This window comes from Streptomyces sp. NPDC127098 (assembly GCF_042722465.1).
Taxonomy (GTDB): Bacteria; Actinomycetota; Actinomycetes; order Streptomycetales; family Streptomycetaceae; genus Streptomyces; species Streptomyces millisiae.
In genome coordinates this window covers 1-21,007 of the sequence record NZ_JBHXFJ010000053.1, presented here as the reverse complement: position 1 = coordinate 21,007, position 21,007 = coordinate 1, and the positions used below count along the sequence as shown (strand labels likewise).

The window sequence follows — 21,007 nt, the reverse complement described above, 5'->3', positions numbered from 1 at the left end:
GGGAGCCCGGGCGGAGCCTTACCCCGGGAAGGCGGTGGATTCCACTCAGGTGGCGTCGGCGTCGAAGGGGGCGGCGGGCTGGGCCTCGGCGGCCGGCCTGGCGCCCTTGTCGAGGTTGACCGCCCCGCCGCCGGCGGCGGCCGCCGCGGCGCCCGTGGCCGCCGCGGCGCCGGTGGCCGGCTTCGACAGGTCGGCCTTGCCGAGGACGGTCTTGTCGAGGCCGGCCTTGTCCGGGCTGGTGCGCGGGGTGGTGGACCGGCCGTTGATCGCGTCGCCGACCTCGGTCAGCTCCTTGCGCACGTCGAGGCTGCTGGTGAGCTCCTTGAGCCCGTACTCGTCCTTGTCGAGCAGGTGCTTCTTGGCGAACGTCCGCGGGTTCAGGTCCTCGAACTCGAAGTCCTTGAACTCGGGGCCGAGCTCCTCCCTGATGTCCCGCTTGGCGGAGTCCGAGAACTCGCGGATCTTGCGCAGGACGCGGGCCGCGTCCTGGATCATCTTCGGCAGCTTCTCTGGCCCGAAGACGAGGATGGCGAGGACGATGAGGGTGATGAACTCCAGAGACCCTATGTCGAAGAACATCCGTCAGCTCCCTCATACAAGCGGTTGATGCAAAACGGTACCTGGCCGCGGCGCCGGATGGGAGATACCGGACCCCACCGGGGGATGAACGGTCGGTGCGGGACCCGGCGGTCACTCACCGGCCGACTCCCCGAGGGTGACGACCAGCTCCAGGTCCTCCCCGCCGCGCTCCACCGTCAGCGTCAGCTCGTCGCCCGGGCGGTGGCTGCGGATCTTCACGATCAACTCGTCGCCGCTGCGCACCCGGTCGCCGTCCACGGCGGTGATCACGTCGCCGTCCTCGACGCCGGCCTGGTCGGCCGGGCCGCCGGGCACCACGGCCGGATCGCCGGTCGAGCTGCCGACCCGGGCGCCGTCGCCGAGGTAGCCGGTGTCGAGCGTCACACCGATCACGGGGTGGGTGGCGCGGCCGGTGTTGATCAGCTGCTCGGCGACGTCCTTGGCCTGGTTGATGGGGATGGCGAAGCCGAGCCCGACACTGCCGCCCTGGGCGCCGCCCTCCAGACCGCCGCTGTCGCCGGTGCGGATGGCGCTGTTGACGCCGATGACCCGGCCGTTGACGTCCACCAGGGGGCCGCCCGAGTTGCCCGGGTTGATCGGTGCGTCGGTCTGGAGCGCGTTGACGTAGCTGATGTCGGAGCCGTCGACCTCCTCGCCGCCGGCGGTGATGGGCCGCTCGGTGGCGCTGATGATGCCCGAGGTGACGGTGCCTTCCAGGTCGAAGGGGGCACCGATGGCCACCACCGGGTCACCGACCCGCACCGCGTCGGAGTCGCCCAGCTCGACGGGGGTGAGCCCGGAGACGCCGGTGACCCTGACCACGGCCAGGTCGTAGCCGCTGTCCTGCCCGACGACCTCGGCGCGGGCGGTGTCGCCGCTGCCGAACGTGACCTCTATCACGCCGTTGGCTCCGGCGGGGCGGACCACGTGGGCGTTGGTGAGGATGTGCCCCGTGTCGTCGAGCACGAAGCCGGTCCCGGTGCCGGCCGCGCCGCCGCCCGAGACGTGCAGGGTGACGACGGCGGGTAGCACGGCGTCCGCGATGCCGGCGATGCTGCCCTCGGCCGGCGGGTTCGACTCGGTTCGGGTCTGCGGGAGCCGCACGTCGCTGAAGGCGCCGTTGCGCTCCAGGTAGATGCCGACGGTGCCGCCGAGGATGCCGGCGAGCAGGGCGATCAGCGCGGCCGCGGCCACCAGGCGGACGGGCCGGCGGCCGGCGGGCTCCGGCTCGGGCCCGCCCGGCGCGCCGGGCGCCGGGGGCATGGCGTGGGAGACGGCCCAGGGGTCGTAGCGGCCGGCCGGCTGGGGGCCGGGCAGCGCGGTCGCGCCGGTGGTGGACGCGGCGGGCGGCGGCGGGAAGGCGCCGGGGGGCAGGCCCGTGCCGGCCGGCGGGGTGGTGGCGCCGGGCGGCGGCACGAAGGTGCCGGCGGGCGGCGTCGGGTTGGGGCGCTGGACGGGCGGCGCGGGGGCCCAGGGGCCCGGCTGGCCGTACGGCGGCGTGCCGTACGGGTCATGGCCGGGGCGGGAGTCGGCGTCGCCGTCCGGCCGCTGCCCGGCGGCCCCCCAGTGGGCCTGGGAGCCTCCCTGGCGGCCGGGCAGGCCATTCCCCTTGTCCATCGCAGCTGATCCCCATCGTCGTCGGCGCCGCCCCACTCGGGCGACGCCCCTGCTGTTCCGGGCCTACCGCGCCGTTCGGGCGCGGGGAGCCCGGCACTGCACTGAACACTGACTGAAGACTGAATTGAACCAGGTCAGTCGTCCGAAATCAGCGGGGGCTCACGACTCCCGGAACGCCGGACTCCGCCGCCACCGCGGAGCCGGCGGACGTGGGGGCCACGGGGCCGGGCGTCAGCTCGAGCGTCAGCAGGGGAAGCAGCTGGCCGTTGGTCACCATGGGGCCCACCGCGCCGCTCAGCCCGACCGACTGCGCGGTGAGCACGGAGACCGGGCGGATGTCCTTGTCGGAGCGGCCGGCCGTGGTACGCGCCACGGCGAGCGGGTTGAGGCTGCCGGGCGAGACGGTGCTGGGTGCCGAGGAGCCGCCGCCGGCCGAGGTGAACGCGCCGACCCCGCCCATCACGCCGCCGAGCGCGAACGCGGCGACGGAGACCGCGCCGGCCGCGGCGAAGGCGAGCCGGTGGCTCCGGTGCCCCCGGGCCGAGCCCGGCTGGTGTATGCGGAAGCCTCGCTCCGAGCCCAGCGTGGGCGGGCCGAGCAGCGACTCACCGTCCTTGCCGCCGGGCAGCAGGCCCAGGCCGAAGCCGCCAGATCCCGCGCTCTCGGGCGGGCCTGGCGGCTCCTGCGAGCCCTCCCTGCCGGCGGCGGCCGGCAGGCCCTGGAGCCTGGCGAGCAGCCCCGCCGACGGGACGGGCAGCGGGCTGCTGGCGAAGACGCTCTTCAGCTCACGCTGCGCGTCCGCCTCCGCCTTGCAGCTGGGACAGGTGGCGAGGTGGGCGAGCACCCGGTCGCGGCTGTCGTGCGACAGTTCGCCGTCGACCAGGGCCGCCAGGCTCTCCCCGAGGTGGTGGTCAGCCGGGCCGGTCTCCGCGGCACTGCTCACTCGGCGGCCCCGCCTTCCCGCACGAGCGACGGGCCGGGCACCGTGGCGAGGAGGGGCTGCTCGGCCGCCACGCCACGGCCGCGCGGCGAGCGGTGCTTGAGGGCCTTGCGCAGGTGGGAACGGCCACGGTGGATGCGGCTGCGGACCGTGCCGAGCTTGACGCCGAGCGTGGTGGCGATCTCCTCGTAGCTCAGGCCCTCGATGTCGCAGAGCACCACGGCGGCGCGGAAGTCGGGCGCGAGGGTGTCGAGCGCCTGCTGCACGTCCGCGTCGAAGTGGGTGTCGTTGAAGTGCTGTTGGGGGGTGGGCTCGCGGCTCGGCAGCCGGTCGGCGGCGTCCTCGGCGAGGGCGTCGAACCTGATGCGCTGCTTGCGACGGACGGAGTCCAGGAACAGGTTGGTGGTGATGCGGTGCAGCCAGCCCTCGAACGTGCCCGGGGTGTAGGTGGACAGCGAGCGGAAGACGCGGACGAAGACCTCCTGCGTCAGGTCCTCGGCGTCGTGCTGGTTGCCCGTGAGGCGGTAGGCGAGCCGGTAGACCCGGGCGCTGTGGGTGCTGACGATCTCTTCCCAGCTGGGCGGTGCCCAGCTCTGGCCGTCGCCTCCGGTGGTGAACGTCGCGACGGCACTCGTGGCGGTCTCGCCGTCGATGGCCACACTGGTGGCCTGTCCCCGGTCAGCGTCAGCGTTGTCTGTCACAGAATTCGGCCCGCCGGAGGACCGCAAAATGCGTCTCAGCACTCCGCGGCCAGCGGACGTGGCCGCACCTCCCCTGTCGGCTCTGGTGGTGTCCAGTCGGGTCCCTACCATAGCCACCTCGCCCGTTAGCTCCGGATAAGAAATATTCACCGCTTTCCCCGGCCCTCCCCCGCCGCGGTCGCCGCGGCCGGCGGAACGCCCGGGTGCACAAGGTCCAACGAGCACTCCGCGCGTCCTGTTCCCCCCGGAAGTCGATACCCTCAAAGCGCGTGACAGACGGGGACAGGAGAGGGCCATTACCGGCAACCGGCTGACGAGCTGGGCGTTCGCCGAGGCGTATGGCGCACCGGACGCCGAGACCGCCGAGGGTGCGGCGCTGTCCTGGGCCAGGGAGCGGTCGCGGGAGGCCGGCGTCCGCGCCGTCACGCCCGGCAACGGCGACGCGCTGCGGCTCCTCGCCGCCGCCGGCGGCGCCCGGGCCGTGGTGGAGATCGGCACCGGCACCGGCGTCTCCGGGATGTACCTCCTCCGCGGGATGCGCCCCGAGGGCGTGCTGACCACCGTCGACATAGAGCCGGAGCGGCAGCAGTTCGCGCGGCAGGCGTTCCGGATGGCCGGCCACGCGCCGAACCGGGCGCGGTTCATCCCGGGCCACGCCCTCGACGTGCTGCCCAGGCTCACGGACGGCGGCTACGACCTGGTGTTCTGCGACGGCGACCGCCTCGAGTACCTGGAGTACCTCGCAGAATCGTTGCGGCTGCTGCGGCCCGGCGGCCTGGTCTGCTTCGCCGGGGTGTTCGCCGGCGGCCGCACGGTGGACTCGGCGGCCCAGCCCACCGAGGTGCGCAGGCTGCGGGAGCTGCTGCGCACGGTGCGGGAGAGCAGGGAACTGATGCCGGCGCTGCTGCCGGTCGGCGACGGGCTGCTGTGCGCGGCCCGTGCCTGGACCCCCTAGGAACGCGAAACGGCGCCGCCCCGGAGGTCCGGGGCGGCGCCGAGTGCGAAGATCGGCCCAGCGGCTCGGGGGCCGCCCAGACGAGGTCTGGGGGGACTCAGCCGGTCACCTTCTTGAGCTCCTCATCGAGTGCCACCGCCTCGTCCGGGGTCAGCTCGACGACGAGTCGGCCACCGCCCTCAAGCGGAACGCGCATGATGATGCCCCGCCCCTCCTTGGTCACCTCAAGCGGACCATCGCCCGTCCGCGGCTTCATGGCCGCCATGCTCGTTCCCCTTCCTGAACCAAGCTCATCGCGACCGGCGACCCGGGGGGTCACCGGCCTCGAACACATTGCTTCCGGCCATTATCCCGCATGGACCGTCCCGATGACCAACATCGGGCGGTATCCCTTCGGCAACGCGGGATACCAAAACCACTCAATTCGGCGATTGACCGCGATAGCGCCGGGGCCTGGGACATCCTGTGAGACATGGCCGACACCGTGCTCTACGAAGCGACCGACGGTCTCGCCACCGTCACCCTGAATCGCCCGGAAGCGCTGAACGCCCTGAATCTCCCCACCAAGGAGGCCCTTCTCGCGGCGGTGCGCAGAGCGGCCGGCGACCCCGGCGTGCGGGCCGTCCTGCTGGCCGCCAACGGGCGCGCCTTCTGCGTCGGACAGGATCTCGGGGAACACGCCGACGCGCTCGCCGGCGAGCGGGAGGCGGGCGCCGCCATGCGGACGGTGGCCGAGCACTACGGCCCCATCGCGCGCACCCTCGCCGAGATGCCCAAGCCGGTGGTCGCCGCCGTCAACGGGCCGGCGGCCGGTGCCGGGCTCGGCTTCGCACTCGCCGCCGACTACCGCGTGGTGGCCGCCGGCGCCTCGTTCAACACGGCCTTCGCCGCCATCGGCCTCACCGCCGACTCCGGCCTCTCCTGGACCCTGCCGCGCGTCGTCGGGCCGGCCCGCGCCGCCGACCTGCTGCTCTTCCCGCGCCGGATGGACGCGGCCGAGGCCGAGCGGCTCGGCATCGCGCAGCGCGTGGTGCCGGACGCCGAACTGCCGGCCGCGGCCCGGGAGGTCGCGGGCCGCCTGGCCGCGGGCCCGACGGTGGCCTACGCCGCGCTCAAGCAGGCGCTCGCCTTCGCGGCTGAGCACTCGCTCGCCGCGACCCTCGACCTGGAGAGCCGGCTGCAGACCACGGCGGGCGCGTCCGCCGACCACCGGGCGGCCGTCGCCGCGTTCCTCGCCAAGGAACGCCCCACGTTCGACGGCAGGTAGCCCGCGCGCTCAGTCGCGCTCGGCGGCCGGGCCCTGGTCCTTGTGCAGCGCCAGGGCCTGCGCCCCGGCCAGCGCCGTCTCCAGCTCGGTGATCCGCGCGTCCCGCTCCGCCAGCTCGGCGGCCAGCCGGTCGAGCACGTCGTCCACCTCGGCCATCCGGTAGCCGCGTGGCGCGACCGGCAGCCGCACCCGCACCACGTCCGCCGGGCCGACCGGGCGGTCCCTGGGCAGCGGATCGTCGAGCCGGTCCGGCAACGCGTCCGCGAGCCCGCCGGTGGCCGGGCCGCCCGAGCCGTCCCCGCTGCCGAGCACCGCGAGCGTGACGGCGGCGATCACCACGACCATGGCGGCGACCAGAAACAAGAACATGCCTGCCTCCCCTTCCTGCCTTCGGTGCGATGGTCGCATGCCGCACCCACGGCATGGGCCGCACGGGTTGGAGGTAGGTTCGTGGGTTGTGCGGAGAGAAGAGCGAACGCGGCGCGTGCTGCGCCTTGGGACACGCGAGTTCGGGCCCCACGAGCCCGTGATCATGGCGATCGTCAACCGCACCCCCGACTCCTTCTACGACCGGGGCGCCACCTTCGGCGACGAGGCGGCGCTGGCCCGGGTGGAGCGGGCGGTCGCCGAGGGCGCCGCCGTCATCGACATCGGCGGGGTCAAGGCCGGCCCCGGCGCCGAGGTGGACGCGGACGAGGAGATCCGCCGCACGGTCGGCTTCGTCGCCGAGGTGCGGCGCCGGCACCCCGACGTGGTGATCAGCGTGGACACCTGGCGGCACGAGGTCGGCGAGGCCGTCTGCGAGGCCGGCGCCGACCTGCTCAACGACGCCTGGGGCGGCGTGGACCCACGCCTCGCCGAGGTCGCGGCCCGGCACGACGTCGGCCTGGTCTGCACCCACGCGGGCGGCGCCCGACCGCGCACCAGACCGCACCGGGTGGCCTACGAGGACGTGATGGCCGACGTCCTGCGGGTGACCGTCGGCCTCGCCGAGCGCGCGGTGGCGCTCGGCGTCCGGCGGGACGCGGTGCTGATCGATCCGGGCCACGACTTCGGCAAGTCCACCCGCCACTCGCTGGAGGCCACGCGCCGCCTCGACGAGATGACGGCGACGGGGTGGCCGGTGCTGGTGTCGCTCTCCAACAAGGACTTCGTCGGCGAGACGTTGGACCTGCCGGTGCGGGAGCGGTTGTTGGGCACGCTGGCGACGACGGCCGTCTCGGCGTGGCTGGGGGCGCGGGTGTACCGGGTGCACGAGGTGGCGGAGACGCGGCAGGTGCTGGACATGGTGGCGAGCATCGCCGGCCACCGCGCGCCGGCGGCCACGCGCCGGGGCCTCGCCTGACGCGGCGCGCGGCGGCCGCCAGCCGGCCGCGGCGCTACGCGCCAGCTTGGCCCCACCCGCCCGCCCGTTGGCGCGCTCCGCGCGGGCGTCGCGGCTCCGCCGCACGGACCTGACGCGGCGGGCGCCACACGCCGGGCGCTCCGCGCCGGGTTGTCCCCCACCCACCCGCCCTTGTCGCGCTCCGCGCTGGCGTGGCGCTCCGCGCCAGACCGGCGAAGCCGGCGAGCCGGAGCGCGCAAGCCCGCCGCCCGGCCAGTACCGGCCGCGCCGGGCGCGCCGCCGGGGTCCCGGCGCTCCGCGCCGGCCCGGCGGAGCCGGGTGGGCCCGGGCGGGCGGGCCCGGCGGCCGTGTGCGGCGCACCGGCCACCGGGTCGTGGGGGGGGGCGCGGGTCCTTCGGATCGGTAGGCCGGCAGGCCGGCCCGGCAGGCGGTTACGGTTTGGTCACCAGCGAGATCGCCTCGTCGACGTCGTCCGTCAGGTGGAAGAGCTCGCCGTCCTTGGCGGACGCCTTGCCCTGGGCGATCACCGTGTGCTGGAGCCAGTCGACCATGCCGCGCCAGTAGTCCGTGCCGAAGAGGACGATCGGGAAGCGCGTCACCTTGCGTGTCTGGACCAGGGTCAGCGCCTCGAAGAGCTCGTCGAGTGTGCCGAGGCCGCCCGGCAGGACCAGGAAGCCCTGCGCGTACTTCACGAACATCGTCTTGCGGACGAAGAAGTAGCGGAAGTTGACCCCGATGTCGACGAACTCGTTGAGCCCCTGCTCGAAGGGCAGTTCGATGCCGAGGCCCACCGAGACGCCGCCCGACTCGCTCGCGCCGCGGTTGGCGGCCTCCATCGCGCCGGGGCCGCCGCCGGTGATCACCGCGAAGCCGGCCTCCGCCAGGCCGCGGCCGATGCGGCGGCCGATCTCGTACTCGGGCGAGCCGACCGGCGTGCGGGCGGAGCCGAAGACGCTGACGGCGGGGCCGAGTTCGGCCAGCGCGCCGAAGCCCTCGACGAACTCCGACTGGATCCGCAGCACCCGCCACGGGTCCTGGTGCACCCAGTCGGACGGGCCCCTGGTGTCCAGCAGCCGCTGGTCGGCCGTGCCCGGCATCACCTGGTGGCGCCGCCGCACCACGGGGCCGAGGCGCTGCTCCCGGCTCGGGCCTTCCTCGTCCGTCACCTCAGTCACTCCGACTCCTTCCGCTCTCCGCCGCCGTCGGTCAGCCACGCGCGCAGCCGCTCCTCGCAGCGCAGGATCATCTCGACGGGCACCCGCTCGTCCCGCTTGTGGGCCAGATTGGGGTCTCCCGGGCCGTAGTTGACCGCGGGAACACCAAGGGCACTGAAACGGGAGACGTCCGTCCAGCCGAACTTCGGTCGCGGCTCGCCGCCCACCGCCACGATGAACGCCTTGGCCGCCGGGTGCGAGAGCCCCGGCAGCGCGCCGGGCGAGTGGTCCTCGACCACGAACTCGGCGACGCCGCAGTCCGCGAAGACCTCCTCGACGTGCGCGATCGCCGCCCGCTCGTCGCGGTCGGGGGCGTAGCGGTAGTTGACCGCGACGACGCACTCGTCGGGGATCACGTTGCCGGCCACGCCGCCCTCGACGCGGACGGCGTTCAGCCCCTCGTGGTACTCGAGGCCGTCGATGACGGGCCGGCGCGGCTCGTAGGCGGCGAGCCTGGCGAGCACCGGGGCGGCGGCGTGGATCGCGTTGGCGCCCATCCAGGAGCGCGCCGAGTGGGCGCGCTGGCCCCGCAGCCGCAGCAGCATCCGCAGGGTGCCCTGGCAGCCGCCCTCGACCTCGCCGAGGGAGGGTTCGAGCAGCACCGCGAAGTCGCCGGCCAGCCAGTCGGGTCGCTCGGCGGCCAGGTGGCGGAGGCCGTTCCGCTCGGCCTCGACCTCCTCGTTGTCGTAGAAGACGAAGGTGAGGTCGCGGTTGGGGCGCGGCACGGTGGCCGCGATCCGCAGCTGCACGGCCACCCCGGACTTCATGTCGCTGGTGCCGCAGCCCCACAGCACGCCGTCGTCGTCGAGCCGGGACGGCACGTTGTCGGCGATGGGCACGGTGTCGATGTGCCCGGCGAGCACGACCCGCTCCGGGTGGCCGAGGTCCGTGCGCGCCACCACGTTGTTGCCGTACCGGTCGACGCGCAGCCAGGGGAGCCGGCGCAGCGCGGCCTCCACCGCGTCGGCCAGCGGCCGCTCGGTCCCGCTGACGGACGGGATGTCGACGAGTCGCGCGGTCAGCGCGGCGGCGTCCAGGTCGAGGTCCAGGTCGAGGTCCTGAGGGGGCGGTTCCATGGGGTCACGGTACCCGGACCGGCTAGTCTCTTCGGGTGCCAGAAAGGACGAGCGTCAAGCGCGGTCGCCGCGTCGTCCGCGGCGTGTCCGCCGTGGTGGTCCTGGTGGGGCTCGGGGCGTATGTCTTCGTGTACCAGCAGTCGGACCAGAGCGGTCCGCCGCACTGCGTGGTGACGGGCGAGGGCGACGCGTCGTACACGATGGACCCGGAGCAGGCGGCCAACGCCGCGACCATCGCCGCCGTGGCCTCGGCGCGCGAGCTGCCGGAGCGGGCGGTGACGATAGCCCTGGCCACGGCGATGCAGGAGTCGGAGCTGCGCAACGTCGACTTCGGGGACCGGGACTCGCTCGGCCTCTTCCAGCAGCGTCCTTCGCAGGGCTGGGGCACCGAGGTCGAGGTGATGGACCCGGTGTACGCGGCGGGCGCGTTCTACGAGCGTCTCGTCGAGGTCCCGGAGTACGAGACGATGCCGCTCACCGAGGCGGCGCAGGAGGTGCAGCGCAGCGCCTTCCCCGACGAGTACGCCAAGCACGAGCCGAACGCGTCGCTGCTGGCCGCCGCGCTGACCGGGCGGGCCGCCGCGGCGCTCAACTGCACGGTGGACACGGCCGCCGAGGAGCGGGTGACCGGCAGCGTGGCGGCGGTGAACGCGCTGATGGTGCGCGAGTTCGGCGAGGGCGTCGAGACGGTCGGCGACGGGGCGCTGTTGACGGTGTCGGTGCCGGGTTCCGAGGAGACCGGCCGGGGCTGGGAGTTGGCGCACTGGTCGCTGGCCCATTCGGCGGAGCTCGGCATCGAGCGGATCACCTTCGGGAGCCTCGTGTGGGAGGCGGACCGGTCCCGCGAGGGCTGGCGGCAGGCGGGCGCGGAGGGCGGCAGGACCGCGGCGGATTCCGGAGCGGAACTGCGGCTCGGGCTCGCGGCGGAGTAACTACCGGAATACTGCCGGAGTTACGTCGGCCACGCCGTTGACGGCCCTTGTCGCAAAGGGCGGTTCGCGAATTCACCGGCGGGTGCGGCGCGCGCCTGGCGCCCGTTTTCCGTGCACCACCGCGGCCCCGATAATGCGACGCATTACCAATCCTTTACCGTCGGGAGCCGCAACTTCCACCCGCCCGGGACCGATAGGCACAGCGCCGTAACGGCATCATTCACACGGCTTTACCCAGGGTGAAGGAGCCTCATGTCGAACCCCCTCAGGACCCGCATGGCCAAGGCGGCGCTGCTGCTGGCGGCGAGCGCCGCGCCCGTCGTCGGCGCGGCCGGCCAGGCCAGTGCGGCCGGGCCGTTGCTCGACCCCAACGTGAACGGTCTGGACGCGACCCAGCTGCTCTCGCTCGACGAGCAGAGCGTGAACGACGCGACCGAGGCGGTGGACGGGGTGGCGACGCCGATGCTGGAGGAGCTGGCCGGTCCGGTGGTCGAGGCGGCGATGCCCGTCGTGATGCCGGTGGTCCGCGATCTGGGCGAGCGGACCGCCAGGGACGCGGGCCCGATGCTCCAGGAGGCCGTCACCACGGTGACCGGCGAGCCGCCGACCACCCAGCAGATCCTCGACGGGGTGCCCACCGTCGACGACAAGATGAACGACATCTCACTGCTCTGACGCTCCGCGGGGAAGGCCGCGTCGCGCCGTCGACAGTCCGCGGCACCATCGCGGCCGGTCGAGCCCGCGTGGGGCCCGGGCGCGGGCCCCCAGCCCCCACCCCGGCCGGCCGGTTGCGCGGGGGCCCGCCTGGGCCCGGTCAGCTCAGCCGGCGCACGGCCTCGGCGACCCGCTCGTCCGTCGCGGTGAAGGCCACCCGCACGAACCGCTCCCCCGCCGACCCGTAGAACTCCCCGGGCGCGACCAGGATGCCCTCCTTGCTCAGCTCCGCGACCGTGTCCCAGCAGGGCTCGTCGCGCGTGGCCCAGAGGTACAGCGAGGCCTCGCTGTGCTCGATGCGGAAGCCGCGGCCGGCGAGCGCCTCCCGCAGCGCGGCGCGCCTGGCCGCGTACCTGGCGCGCTGCTCGGCGACGTGCGCGTCGTCGCCGAGCGCGGCCGCCATCGCCGCCTGGACCGGCGCGGGCAGCATCATCCCGGCGTGCTTCCTGATGCCGAGCAGCTCGCCGAGCACGGCCCGGTCGCCGGCCAGGAAGGCCGCGCGGTAGCCGGCCAGGTTGGAGCGCTTGGAGAGCGAGTGGACGGCCACGATGCCGGTGCTGTCGCCGCCGCACACGTCCGGGTGGAGCACGGAGACCGGGTCGCTCTCCCAGCCGAGCTCCAGGTAGCACTCGTCGCTGAACAGCAGCACCCCGTGCTCGCGCGCCCAGGCCACCACGGCCCGCAGCCGCTCGGCCGACAGCACCCGACCCGTCGGGTTGCCCGGCGAGTTGAGCCAGAGCAGCCGCAGCCCGGTCGGGTCGAGCTCGGTCGGGTCGCCCCGGTAGGGCACGGGCTCGGCGCGGGCGAGGCGGGCACCGACCTCGTAGGTCGGGTAGGCCGGCTCCGGGTAGGCGACCCGGTCGCCGGGGCCGAGCCCGAGCTGCGCGGGGAGCGCGGCCACCAGCTCCTTGGAGCCGATCACCGGCAGCACGTTGTGGTGGTCGAGGCCGACCGTCCCGGTGCGCCGCGCCAGCCAGCCCAGGATCGCCTCGCGCAGCGCGGCGGTGCCCCAGACCGTCGGGTAGCCGGGGCTGTCGGCCGCGCCGGCCAGCGCGTGCCTGATCAGCTCGGGCACCGGGTCGACCGGGGTGCCCACGGACAGGTCGACGATCCCGCCGCCGTGTGCGGCCGCCGTGGCCTTGTACGGTTCGAGCCGGTCCCAGGGGAAGACCGGGAGACGGGCGGAGACGCGGGACGACGACACGGGGTGGCTCACTCTCTGAAAGCTCGGTCCCGCACGGCTGACGCCGCGCGGGACCGGTGACTCACAACATCGGTTCGAAGGGTCACTCGTCGTGCTGCTGCGGGGGCAGCGCGGCGACCAGCGGGTGGTCGCGCTCGATCAGGCCGAGCTTGCTGGCCCCACCGGGGGAGCCCAGCTCGTCGAAGAACTCGACGTTGGCCTTGTAGTAGTCCTTCCACTCCTCGGGGACGTCGTCCTCGTAGAAGATGGCCTCAACCGGGCAGACCGGCTCGCAAGCACCGCAGTCGACGCACTCGTCAGGGTGGATGTAGAGGGCGCGCTCCCCCTCGTAGATGCAGTCGACAGGGCATTCCTCGATACATGCCTTGTCCTTCAGGTCGACACAAGGCTCCGCGATGACGTAGGTCACGCTGTCTGTCCTCCTCGGTAGGGGGCGGCGGTCCGCCTGATGGCGCGCGGGAGCGCGGCGTCGTCGGTGCTCAGCCCTAGTATCTCCGGTCAGAACAGCAGCGTGACCTTCAGGGGGCTGGCTTGACGGCGGAGTTCACCAGGAGCGGACACCTCGTTGTCCGGATTACCCCCGCTGACGTGGGAAAACGCGTGTCGGTGCGGACGTTGACCGGCGCGCGGGAGCAGTCCGCGCGGTTCACGGACACCGTGGGCGTACTCACCTCGTGGGCCGGCGGTGTACTGAGCGTGACACGGCGGGACGGCCGGACGGTGCGGCTGGCCGAGGCCGATCTGGTGGCCGGGAAGGTGGTGCCGCCGACCCCGGCACGACGGCGCGGGACGCCGGCGGCGAGCGCCAGGGAGCTCGTGTGGGTGGCCGCGCGCGGCTGGGGCGGGCCCGACGCCGAGGAGGTCGGAGGCTGGCTGGCGCGGGCCTGCGGCGGCTGGACGCGGCGGGCCAACTCGGCCGTGCCGCTGGGCGGTTCCCGGCCCGATCTGGACCGGCTCGGCGCCTGGTACGCGGCCCGGGGGCTGCCGCTCTCGTTGCAGCTCACCACGGGTGCCGACGGCACGGGCGAGCTGTTGGCGGCGGAGTTGGAAGGGCTCGGTTGGCCGGCCGCGGGACACTCGACGGTGCGGGTGGCGGCGCTCGCCCCGCTGGCCGACGCCGCCCCCGACGCCAGGGTGACGGTGGGCCGGGAGCTCACGGACGACTGGCTGGCCGGCTTCCCGCGCGCGGCCGAGGCCCCGGAGGCCGCCCGCCTGGTGTTGACCGGCGGCCCGCGACCGCTCTTCGCGGTGACCAGGGCCGCCGACGGGCGGGTCGCCGGAGTGGGACGCTGCGTGGTCGACGGGCGCTGGGCGGGCTTCGCCGCGGTCCGCGTCGACCCGGCCCACCGACGGACCGGGCTGGCCACCGCGTTGATGCGCGAGCTGGCCCGCGCGGCGCTCGCGGAGGGCGCGAGCGCCGCCTATCTCCAGGTGGAGGTCGACAACGCGCCGGCGCGCACGCTCTACGACGCGCTGGGCTTCGCCGACCACCACCACTACCACTACCGGACGGCGCCGGACCGGGCGTAGGGCCGGGTCAGGGGCCGACCGCGCCCTCCACGACCGCCTCGCGCCGGCCGGGCCCCTCGTCCACGGTGGCCGTCTCGCGCAGCGCCGGGATCAGCGCGGCGGCGGCGTGCTCGGGGGTCATCGGCACCGGCCCCGCGCCCGCGTCGATCATCACGCCGTCGAACGTGCTGCCGTAGGTGGTGGCCAGCACCTCCATGTCGATCACCGGCTGCAGCGCGCCGGACTCGCCGGCCTGCATGGAGAGGAAGTCGTCGATGGTCGTGGGGCTCATCGGGATCTCCCGGCCGCCCGCCATCAGCCAGACCCAGCCCGACATCGCGGGCTCGCCGAACTCGGTGAGCGCCTGCTGGATCTGCTCCTCGCCGACCGTGGGCTCCTGGGTGCTGACCGGCAGCTCGACGACCGGGTTGCGGCCGGTGGCGGCCCGCTCGCGGAAGGCGGCCTCGACGGCGTCGGCGGCGGCCTGCGCGTCGATGGCGTTGCCCGGCTCGCCGGCCCGGCCGATGGCCTCGCCGTTCTCGAAGACCACGGTGCCCTCGACGGGGCCCGCGCCGCCGGACTCGGTCGCGATGCCGTCGAGCGCGACGGTCAGCTTCTCCCGGTCGACGGCGAACACGGCGTTCTCCGCCCGCTCGGCGCCGATCAGGGATCCGAAGACGGCCACCGGGCTGTAGTCCTGGCCCGAGACGGCCCGCACGGTGCCCTCGGTGTCCACCGCGAGGCCGGCGACGCTCGGCTTGAGCTCGATCTCCCGGTCGCCGACGAGCAGCGTGAGCGGGGTCTCGTTGGCCGCCTCCAGCTGGCTGTCGAGCCTGGCCTGCGCCTCCTGCGAGCTGAGGCCGCCGATGTCGACGCCGAGCACCGTGGTGCCGCGCGGCACGTCCTTCGGGCTCATGAAGAGGCCGACGCCGTAGGCGACCACGGCGATGCCGACCACTCCGACGACCAGCAGCCGCATCTTGGAGCGGCCCTTGCGCTTGGCCGGCGCGGCGGGCTTGGGCGCGGGCGGCTCCGGCTCGTCGGCCGGCTCAGGGGCGGGGGCCGGCGGCCGGGGCGAACCGGCGGACGGCACCTGCGGGATGGGCCCGGTGTCGGTGATTCTGGGCATCGGCCCGGTGGCCGCGAGCACGTCGGAGGGCGGCGGGGGCGGGAAGGGACCGCCGAGGTCCATGGTGGAGCCGTCCGGCTCCTGGTCCCCGAGGGCCGGGGGCAGCGGGCCGCCGACCGGCTCGCGCACCGGTTCCCTGGCGGGCAGCGGCATGGTGCCCGCCATCGGTCCCGCCGTCGGCCCGGCAGGACCGGTGCCCACCGGGCGGGGCGGCAGCTGCGGGATGCCGGCGGGCGGGGTGTCGGTGCGCTGCGGGACGCCGGCCCAGCCTCCGCCGGCAGGCGCGCCGAGGCCCGGCATGCCGTCGGGCGGCGTCTCGGTGACGACCGGGTGCCCTCCGGAGGGCGTGTGGTCCGCGGAACCGGCCCTGTTGGGCGGCGCCTTCCGGGGCTCGAACCAGGAACTGGTCTTCTTGGCCGAGGACTTGCCGCCGCCGACGGCGCCCGGGGCGGCCGGCGGCTCACTGGCGGCCGGCGCTGCGGACGGGGTGGCGGTGGCGGCGCGCATGGCCGCCTCGTTGACGGGTTCCCGCACCACGATGGGCGGAATGGGCCGGGATCCTGGGATGTTGATCCTGGCGCGGGTCGTCAGCGTGGTCTCGGTCTTCTTCTCCTCCGCCTGCGGGGCTCCCGGGCGGGCGTCGCCATCCCCCCCCAGGGGACTGGGGGATGGGCTGTCAGTTTCTCGACTCAAGGCAGGATCTCCCGGTTGGCCATCGCCGACCGTCCCGGGCGGGCCGGGCGCGGACGACTGGCCCCACGATACTGGGGACGGAGCCACGGAACGGCCCCACCACAGGATTGGCACATGCGTACACGTGATGGCGGGCCGCGCGGTTCACCGCGGCCTCCCCCACGCGAGGCCCAACAAGGTTACCTTCGCGGCGACTTGTCCTCGTTCCGGCCGGTTCTGCCGGGCCACGGGCGGGCCATGGCCTCGGCCGAGAAGAGCGGCAGCGGACGGTCCGTGGGCACGAGGGCCGCGGAGGCCACGGCGAGGGTCATGCCGCCGAGCAGGAAGAGGTAGCTGCCGGCGCCGGCCGCGAAGACGTAGTCGCCCTGCGGGCGGCTCACGGTCAGCAGCAGCACCGCGATCGCCCAGCCGGCGGCGGGCGAGCCGGCGCCGGCCCTGGTGCGGGTGAGCAGGGCGCCGCCCCAGAAGAGGCCGGCCGCGCCGCCGAGGGCGAGCAGCAGGCCGAGCGGCACCAGGCCGCCCTGGAGCAGCGAGCCGGCCACTCCGGCCAACGCGCCGAGCAGGCCGAGCCCGAGGTACGCCAGGATCCTCACGACGCCTCCCCGTCACGGCCGGTGAGCCCGGTGAGCCCGGCGAGGACGTCGGTGGCACCGGGCGGCAGTGGTGTGCCAGCGGCGAGCCGGTAGTACTCGGTCGCCCACAGCGGCTGCGCCAGGCCGTTGGAGAGGGCGAAGACGTCGCCCTCGACCTCGATCTGGGTGGCGTGCGCGGCCATCGCGGCCCGCTTGGCGGCCAGGGTCGCGGGCGTCGGCGGGACGGCGAGCGCCACCTGGTCGTCGGCGACCACGCCGGGGATGTCGGAGACCTCGGCGACGCCGGCGAAGCGGCCCGGTCCCGTGGCGCGCAGTTCGGCGAGCCGGGCCTCGGCCTCGCCGCGCGGCACGCAGTTCCACAGCACCCGCTCGACCCGGTGAGCGGCGACCTCGGCGCCGCGCATGGCGACGCGGTGGGCCTGGATGTGGTCGGGGTGGCCGTAGCCGCCGTTCGGGTCGTAGGTGATGAGGACCCGGGGGCGCACCTCGTCGATGACGGCGGCGAGGTCGGCGGCGGCCTCGGCGAGGTCGGCCCCCCAGAAGGCGTCGGGGTGGTCGTTCTGCGGGAGGCCGAGCATTCCCGAGTCGCGCCAGCGGCCGGTGCCGCCGAGGAGGCGGTGGTCGTGGACGCCGAGGGCGCGCATGGCGGCGGCGAGCTCGGTCGCCCGGTGCGGGCCGAGCCTGTCGTCCCGGTCGGCGGCGAGGTGAGTGAGGGCGGGCGGGATGACCTCGCCCTCCTCGCCGAGCGTGCAGGTGACGAGCGTGACCCGGACGCCGGCTGCGGCGCAGGCGGCCATGGTCACGCCGTTGTTGATCGACTCGTCGTCGGGGTGCGCGTGGACCAGAAGCACACCCGCCTGGCCGGAACTCATGCGGGCGAGCTTACGTCGCCGGCCGGTGGCGACCGGAACCCCCCGGGGGGTCCGCCGGCGGCCGGCGCGTGCCTCAGAAACTGAGGGAACTGATCATGTTCGCGATGCCGTTGGTGAAGTCGTTGATGGTCGGAGCCATGTTGGAACTCGAGAGGTAGAAGCCGAACAGCACGCACACTATGGCGTGCATGACGTTGAGGCCGGCCCTCCTGACCAGCAGTACGACAATGACCGCGAGCAGCAACACCGCGGATACGGAGAGCGCCACTCAAGATCACCTCCATGTAGTCGTGCCCGGTTCAGGGCAGGCCGACGGACGCTTCCGTTCTTGCTTGGAAGTGTCTTACCCACCACGCGCGATGGATCATAACGATCATCTCCCTGAGCATGTCTCGGTGCACGGGTGCAGCGGAGGGGCGCACGCCCCCGGCGTGGAGATGATCGTCTCCTGGTCAGGGCGTGAAGGGCGGGGCGGCCGAGGTGGGAGGTGCCAGCGTCGTGCCCTCCTCGGGGAAGTGGCAGGCGGTGAGGTGGCCGGGGGCCCGCGCGGAGAGCGCGACCAACGGCGGTTCCTCGGTGGCGCACTTCTCCCTGGCTTTCCAGCACCGGGTGCGGAAGCGGCAGCCGGAGGGCGGGTTGGTCGGCGACGGCACGTCGCCCTCGAGACGGATGCGCTCCCGCGCCGGTGGCCGCGCGCCCTCGCTCCCGTCGGCCGGGTCCTCGAGGTCGATCTCGGGCACGGCGGAGAGCAGGGCGTGGGTGTAGGGGTGCCTGGGGCGCTCGTAGATCGCCTCGCGGTCGCCGATCTCGACGATCTTGCCGAGGTACATCACGGCGATCCGCTGCGAGAAGTGCCGCACCACGGCGAGGTCGTGGGCGATGAAGAGGAAGGCGATGCCGAGGTCGCGCTGTACCCGGCGCAGCAGGTTGACCACCTGGGCCTGGATGGAGACGTCGAGGGCCGAGACGGGCTCGTCGGCGATGATCAGCTTGGGTTCGAGGGCCAACGCCCGTGCCACACCGATGCGTTGCCGCTGGCCGCCGGAGAACTCGTGCGGGAAGCGGTTGTAGTGCTCGGGGTTGAGGCCCACGGTGCTCAGCAGTTCGCGCACCCGCCGCTCGCGGCCGCCGGGCGGGTCGATGCCGTTGATCTCCATCGGGCCGCCGATGATGGTGCCCACGGTCTGCCGGGGGTTGAGCGACGAGTAGGGGTCCTGGAAGATCATCTGGATCTCGGAGCGGACGGGCGCCATGGCCCGCCGTCCCGCGGTGGTGATGTCCCGGCCGCGGTAGACGATGGTGCCCGCGGTGGGGTCGACAAGACGGGCGAGCAGCCGACCCGTGGTGGACTTGCCGCAGCCGGACTCGCCGACCAGGCCGAAGCTCTCCCCGGCGTGCACGGTGAGGTCGAGCCCGTCCACGGCCCTGACGGCGCCCACGGTCCGCCGGATCGGGAAGCCGCCCCGGACCGGGAAGTACTTGGTCAGACCGCGCACGGTCATCAGTTCTGTGGTGCTGTCGTCGCTCATGGGTGAGTGGGTCCTTCAGCGCAGTCGGGGGCGGATCCGCGTCGTGAACAGGGCGCGGCGCTGCTCGCCCGTGAGGTGGCAGGCGGCGCCCCGCCCCTCGGGCAGCGCGGGCCGCTCGCTGCCGCAGCGGTGGGGGACGGAGGCGGACCCGGCCACCTCGTCGGGGAAGGCGCAGCGCGGCTCGAAGGGGCAGCCGGGAGGCGGGGTGAGCAGGCTGGGCGGGGTACCGGTGATGGGCACCAGTTCCTGGTCCACGTCGCCGTGCAGCCGGGGCATGGAGCTCAGCAGACCCCAGGTGTAGGGGTGTTGCGGGCGGTTCAGCACCTCGCGCACCGGGCCGCGTTCGACGGCGCGGCCGGCGTACATCACCAGGACGTCGTCGGAGACCCGGGAGACCACGCCGAGGTCGTGGGTGATCATGATGATCGCGGAGCCGAACTCCCGCTGGAGTTCCATCAGCAGGTCGAGGATCTGGGCCTGCACGGTGACGTCGAGCGCGGTGGTGGGCTCGTCCGCGATGAGCAGGTCCGGGTCGCAGACCAACGCCATGGCGATCATGGCGCGTTGCCGCATGCCGCCGGAGAACTGGTGCGGGTAGTCGTCGACTCGGCGCCGCGGGTTGGGGATGCCGACCTTGGCGAGCATCTCGACGGCGCGCTCGCGGGCCTCGCGCTTGCTGGCGCCGCGGTGCTTGCGGAACGGCTCGCCGATCTGCCGGCCCACGGTGTAGTAGGGCGAGAGCGCGGTGAGCGGGTCCTGGAAGATCATGGCGACCTTGTTGCCACGGAGCCGCTCAAGTCGTCGTTCGCCGACCTGGGTGAGGTCCTCGCCGTCCAGCAGGATCTCGCCGGAGATCGTCGTGTTGTTCGGGTTGTGCAGGCCGAGGACGGCCTGGCTGGCGACCGACTTACCGGATCCCGACTCGCCGACGATGCCGAGGGTGCGGCCGCGTTCGAGGTCGAAGGAGAGCCCGTCGACGGCCTTGACCGCGCCGTCCTCGGTGGCGAAGTGCACGCGCAGGTCGCGCACGGAGAGGAAGGGGCCGCCCGCCTCCTGCCTGGTGGTGGTCACGTCGGTCAGCTCCTAGGCGAGCCGCACGCGCGGGTCGATGAGCGCGTAGCAGGCGTCGACGACGATGTTGAACAGGACGATCATCAGGGCGGCGAAGAGCATCACGCCCATCAGCATGGGGAGGTTGGACTGGGTCACGGAGTCGACCGCGAGCCGGCCGAGGCCGGGCAGCGCGAAGGTGTACTCGGTGATCATGGCGCCGCCGAAGAGGGAGCCGAGGTCGATGCCGAAGATGGTGACGACCGGGATGAGCGAGCCGCGCCAGGCGTAGCGGAAGAACACGGTGCGCGGCCCCATGCCCTTGGCCCGCGCGGTGCGGACGTGGTCCTCCTGGAGCTGTTCGATCAGCGTGGCCCTGGCCATGCGGGTGTAGTTGGCGGTGAAGATGGTCGCCAGCACCAGCCAGGGCAGCAGGAGCCCCTGGAACCAGGCGAGCGGGTCCTCGGTGAACGGCTCGTACCGTGGCTGGGGCAGGAGTTCGGTGTTGTAGACGACGGCGGCGAGGGCCAGCGGGCCGAGGAAGTAGATCTGCATCGAGCTGAGGACCAGCGAGGTCGAGCTCATCGTCTTGTCGAGCAGCCCGCCCTGCCGCCAGGCGGCCAGCATGCCGAGCGCGAGGCCCAGGGTGAGGAAGACCACCGCGCCGCCGATGGTGAGCGAGACGGTGGTGGGCAGCCGGTCGAGGATGGTGTCGAGGACCGGGGTGTTGTTGCGGAAGGAGAAGCCGAGGCAGGGCGCCGGGCAGTGCCCGGCGGGGAAGTCGCGGCCCGCGAAGATGCCGACCATGTACTCCCAGTACTGCACGGGGACCGGCTGGTCGATGCCCAGGTTGCGTTCCACGACGGCGAGTTGTTCCGGGGTGCAGACGCCCTTGCCGCACGCCAGCAGCGCCGGGTTGCGGGGTATCGCGTAGAAGAGGAAGAACGTGACGGCGCTGATGATCAGGAGGATGGCGACGGCGCCGAGCGTTCGCCGGATGAGGAAGCGGAGCATCGTCGGTAGCAGCCTTCGCTAGCGGCCTCGGGAGGCGTGTGGCGGGTGCCGGGCCGGGGCGCGCGGCCCCGGCC

Annotated in this window: 23 protein-coding genes; 6 read left to right on the top strand and 17 right to left on the bottom strand. The window is 73.8% G+C overall.

Going from position 1 to position 21,007, the window contains the following annotated elements; genetic code table 11:
* Positions 1-45 precede the first annotated feature (45 nt).
* The 4 genes from ACFWI8_RS27095 to sigE all read right to left on the bottom strand — a co-directional run bounded on the left by ACFWI8_RS27095 (position 46) and on the right by sigE (position 3,948).
* Positions 46-579: a sec-independent translocase gene (locus tag ACFWI8_RS27095; protein ID WP_387096563.1), complete on the bottom strand. Its 534-nt coding sequence runs from the start codon at positions 577-579 to the stop codon at positions 46-48.
* Between the two features lie 111 nt (positions 580-690).
* Positions 691-2,196, bottom strand: coding sequence for a S1C family serine protease (locus ACFWI8_RS27090; RefSeq protein WP_387096560.1), 1,506 nt, complete (start codon positions 2,194-2,196; stop codon positions 691-693).
* A 148-nt stretch (positions 2,197-2,344) separates the two neighbouring features.
* Positions 2,345-3,139 (bottom strand): anti-sigma factor family protein, encoded by a 795-nt coding sequence (locus ACFWI8_RS27085; protein WP_387096557.1) that lies wholly within the window; start codon positions 3,137-3,139, stop codon positions 2,345-2,347.
* Complete coding sequence (gene sigE, locus ACFWI8_RS27080; protein ID WP_387096554.1) at positions 3,136-3,948, bottom strand: RNA polymerase sigma factor SigE; 813 nt, start codon at positions 3,946-3,948, stop codon at positions 3,136-3,138. Before sigE ends, ACFWI8_RS27085 begins: the two co-directional genes overlap by 4 nt.
* A gap of 124 nt (positions 3,949-4,072) precedes the next feature.
* On the opposite strand from sigE, the gene ACFWI8_RS27075 reads away from it, so the two are divergent.
* On the top strand, positions 4,073-4,792 hold the full coding sequence (locus ACFWI8_RS27075; protein WP_387096651.1) for an O-methyltransferase: 720 nt from the start codon (positions 4,073-4,075) through the stop codon (positions 4,790-4,792).
* A 97-nt stretch (positions 4,793-4,889) separates the two neighbouring features.
* On the opposite strand, the gene ACFWI8_RS27070 is transcribed toward ACFWI8_RS27075, so the two are convergent.
* On the bottom strand, positions 4,890-5,057 hold the full coding sequence (locus tag ACFWI8_RS27070) for a DUF3117 domain-containing protein (protein WP_019434894.1): 168 nt from the start codon (positions 5,055-5,057) through the stop codon (positions 4,890-4,892).
* Positions 5,058-5,264: 207 nt separating this feature from the next.
* Here ACFWI8_RS27070 and ACFWI8_RS27065 point away from each other — a divergent pair, with 207 nt between their 5' ends.
* The gene (locus ACFWI8_RS27065) at positions 5,265-6,059 is read left to right on the top strand and encodes an enoyl-CoA hydratase/isomerase family protein (protein WP_387096551.1); all 795 of its coding nucleotides are present in this window, start codon (positions 5,265-5,267) and stop codon (positions 6,057-6,059) included.
* Positions 6,060-6,068: 9 nt separating this feature from the next.
* On the opposite strand, the gene ACFWI8_RS27060 is transcribed toward ACFWI8_RS27065, so the two are convergent.
* Positions 6,069-6,428 carry a DivIVA domain-containing protein gene (locus tag ACFWI8_RS27060; RefSeq protein WP_311602114.1) on the bottom strand — a complete coding sequence of 120 codons (360 nt, stop codon included), beginning with the start codon at positions 6,426-6,428 and terminating at the stop codon, positions 6,069-6,071.
* Between the two features lie 163 nt (positions 6,429-6,591).
* Between ACFWI8_RS27060 and folP the strand changes: the two genes are divergently transcribed.
* The gene (folP, locus tag ACFWI8_RS27055; RefSeq protein ID WP_387096548.1) at positions 6,592-7,404 is read left to right on the top strand and encodes a dihydropteroate synthase; all 813 of its coding nucleotides are present in this window, start codon (positions 6,592-6,594) and stop codon (positions 7,402-7,404) included.
* Positions 7,405-7,835: 431 nt separating this feature from the next.
* Here the strand turns inward: folP and ACFWI8_RS27050 are convergent, their stop codons facing one another.
* Complete coding sequence (locus ACFWI8_RS27050) at positions 7,836-8,570, bottom strand: TIGR00730 family Rossman fold protein (protein ID WP_387096648.1); 735 nt, start codon at positions 8,568-8,570, stop codon at positions 7,836-7,838.
* 5 nt (positions 8,571-8,575) lie between these two features.
* Positions 8,576-9,694: a succinyl-diaminopimelate desuccinylase gene (gene dapE, locus ACFWI8_RS27045; RefSeq protein ID WP_387096545.1), complete on the bottom strand. Its 1,119-nt coding sequence runs from the start codon at positions 9,692-9,694 to the stop codon at positions 8,576-8,578.
* A gap of 35 nt (positions 9,695-9,729) precedes the next feature.
* Here dapE and ACFWI8_RS27040 point away from each other — a divergent pair, with 35 nt between their 5' ends.
* Together ACFWI8_RS27040 and ACFWI8_RS27035 are read left to right on the top strand one after the other, a co-directional pair.
* Positions 9,730-10,626, top strand: a complete 897-nt coding sequence (locus ACFWI8_RS27040; protein WP_387096542.1) for a hypothetical protein — start codon at positions 9,730-9,732, stop codon at positions 10,624-10,626.
* 252 nt (positions 10,627-10,878) lie between these two features.
* Positions 10,879-11,301, top strand: coding sequence for a hypothetical protein (locus ACFWI8_RS27035; RefSeq protein WP_387096539.1), 423 nt, complete (start codon positions 10,879-10,881; stop codon positions 11,299-11,301).
* 139 nt (positions 11,302-11,440) lie between these two features.
* Here ACFWI8_RS27035 and dapC read toward each other — a convergent pair whose 3' ends face one another.
* Positions 11,441-12,556: a succinyldiaminopimelate transaminase gene (gene dapC / locus ACFWI8_RS27030; protein ID WP_387096537.1), complete on the bottom strand. Its 1,116-nt coding sequence runs from the start codon at positions 12,554-12,556 to the stop codon at positions 11,441-11,443.
* Positions 12,557-12,626: 70 nt separating this feature from the next.
* Complete coding sequence (gene fdxA, locus ACFWI8_RS27025) at positions 12,627-12,953, bottom strand: ferredoxin (RefSeq protein ID WP_132934125.1); 327 nt, start codon at positions 12,951-12,953, stop codon at positions 12,627-12,629.
* A gap of 179 nt (positions 12,954-13,132) precedes the next feature.
* Here fdxA and ACFWI8_RS27020 point away from each other — a divergent pair, with 179 nt between their 5' ends.
* Positions 13,133-14,074 carry a GNAT family N-acetyltransferase gene (locus ACFWI8_RS27020; RefSeq protein WP_387096534.1) on the top strand — a complete coding sequence of 314 codons (942 nt, stop codon included), beginning with the start codon at positions 13,133-13,135 and terminating at the stop codon, positions 14,072-14,074.
* Positions 14,075-14,081: 7 nt separating this feature from the next.
* On the opposite strand, the gene ACFWI8_RS27015 is transcribed toward ACFWI8_RS27020, so the two are convergent.
* From ACFWI8_RS27015 to ACFWI8_RS26985, 7 genes are all read right to left on the bottom strand, one after another.
* Positions 14,082-15,719: a hypothetical protein gene (locus ACFWI8_RS27015; RefSeq protein ID WP_387096531.1), complete on the bottom strand. Its 1,638-nt coding sequence runs from the start codon at positions 15,717-15,719 to the stop codon at positions 14,082-14,084.
* A 335-nt stretch (positions 15,720-16,054) separates the two neighbouring features.
* Positions 16,055-16,468: a DUF6113 family protein gene (locus tag ACFWI8_RS27010; RefSeq protein ID WP_387096528.1), complete on the bottom strand. Its 414-nt coding sequence runs from the start codon at positions 16,466-16,468 to the stop codon at positions 16,055-16,057.
* The gene (gene mshB / locus ACFWI8_RS27005; protein WP_387096525.1) at positions 16,465-17,340 is read right to left on the bottom strand and encodes an N-acetyl-1-D-myo-inositol-2-amino-2-deoxy-alpha-D-glucopyranoside deacetylase; all 876 of its coding nucleotides are present in this window, start codon (positions 17,338-17,340) and stop codon (positions 16,465-16,467) included. The genes ACFWI8_RS27010 and mshB overlap by 4 nt, the downstream gene beginning before the upstream one ends.
* 73 nt (positions 17,341-17,413) lie before the next feature.
* Positions 17,414-17,608, bottom strand: a complete 195-nt coding sequence (locus tag ACFWI8_RS27000) for a hypothetical protein (RefSeq protein WP_311602128.1) — start codon at positions 17,606-17,608, stop codon at positions 17,414-17,416.
* A 184-nt stretch (positions 17,609-17,792) separates the two neighbouring features.
* The gene (locus ACFWI8_RS26995; RefSeq protein ID WP_387096522.1) at positions 17,793-18,869 is read right to left on the bottom strand and encodes an ABC transporter ATP-binding protein; all 1,077 of its coding nucleotides are present in this window, start codon (positions 18,867-18,869) and stop codon (positions 17,793-17,795) included.
* Between the two features lie 15 nt (positions 18,870-18,884).
* Complete coding sequence (locus ACFWI8_RS26990) at positions 18,885-19,949, bottom strand: ABC transporter ATP-binding protein (RefSeq protein ID WP_387096645.1); 1,065 nt, start codon at positions 19,947-19,949, stop codon at positions 18,885-18,887.
* A gap of 3 nt (positions 19,950-19,952) precedes the next feature.
* Entirely contained in the window at positions 19,953-20,933 is a 981-nt protein-coding gene (locus ACFWI8_RS26985) for an ABC transporter permease (protein ID WP_387096519.1), read from the bottom strand.
* Between the last annotated feature and the right edge of the window lie 74 nt (positions 20,934-21,007).